Annotated in this window: 1 protein-coding gene; it reads left to right on the top strand. The window is 46.6% G+C overall.

Annotated elements, in window-relative coordinates:
- Nucleotides 1–345: 345 nt before the first annotated feature.
- Nucleotides 346–1,174, top strand: an 829-nt coding sequence (locus A3729_RS10380) for a sensor histidine kinase KdpD (protein ID WP_231877406.1), incomplete at its 3' end; no start/stop codon positions are given.

The raw sequence follows: 1,174 nt of genomic DNA, 5'->3' as shown, positions 1-1,174 counted from the left end.
CACTTTATTTCTTTGTTAGCCTGTTTCATCTTTGTGCCAATGATCGCTTATATTATCAAAGGAAAGTATTACTTAGCGTGACAGTCCACAGCGCTTATTCCCATTATAGAGGAAGAGAAACCCAGAGCTTCGTAGGGTGCTGCACCGTCCCCATCCCCGTCTATTGGACCGACGCTTACCTGCGGCGTCTGTGACAATGACTTTGAAGTGGAGGACATGAGTTATTGTGGCGTTTATGCTCAGCCTATATGTTCGCTCTGTTGTTCCCTCGATGTGCGTTGTCTAGATAGCTGCAAACCTCATGCTAGGCTTTCTCGTCAGGTGGTGAATTTCTTAAGGCGCTTTATGCCAGGCAAGTTAGTGCGTTCTACGAATTCAAGGCTAGGGCGTTTTGCTGGGCTGCTTATTATTACGAATATGATCAACGCCGCGATGCTGGCCTTGGTTTATGAGCATATGATGCCTTCTGCGATTGCCGATCAGGAGGTGCTAAAGCAAAGTCTGATCACACTGTTCTTTATTTTCTTGATCGTTACGGGTGTGATTTCCTGGCTGTTTCTCTTGGCGCACGAGAGCCGGGTGGTAGCCCAAATTGAGTCCAATCGGCAAACACGTAAGCTGATGCGAGAAATCCAAGCTCATGAGAAAACCGATCTGGAATTGCAACAAGCCAAAGAGCATGCAGAGCAAGCGAATGACGCCAAGAGTCGCTATCTATCTGGGATCAGTCACGAGCTGAGAACCCCGCTTCAATCGATACTCGGCTATGCGCAATTACTGACTGACAAGCAGGACCTTGATGATGCACAGTCTCGAGGCTTGAATATCATTCATCGCAGTGGCTTGCATCTGGCAGATTTGATTGAAGGCCTGCTTGATATATCAAAGATTGAGGCTGGGCGCTTGGACTTGTTTCGGAACAAGGTTCAGTTACCTGAATTGCTCGATCAGCTTGCCAGTATGTTTCAAATGCAGGCTAAGAACAAAGGGATTGAGCTTAACTTCAATATAGAAGGGCGATTGCCGAAAATGGTGATGGCAGATGAAAAGCGCTTGCGCCAGGTTTTGATCAATGTTTTGTCTAATGCTGTGAAGTATACACAAGAAGGTTCAATCGACTTTACGGTGAAGTACCGTTCTCAGGTGGCAGAATTCATTATCAAAGATACCGGGC

Source organism: Oleiphilus sp. HI0043 (assembly GCF_001634935.1).
This window is presented reverse-complemented; position numbering and strand designations above follow the sequence as displayed.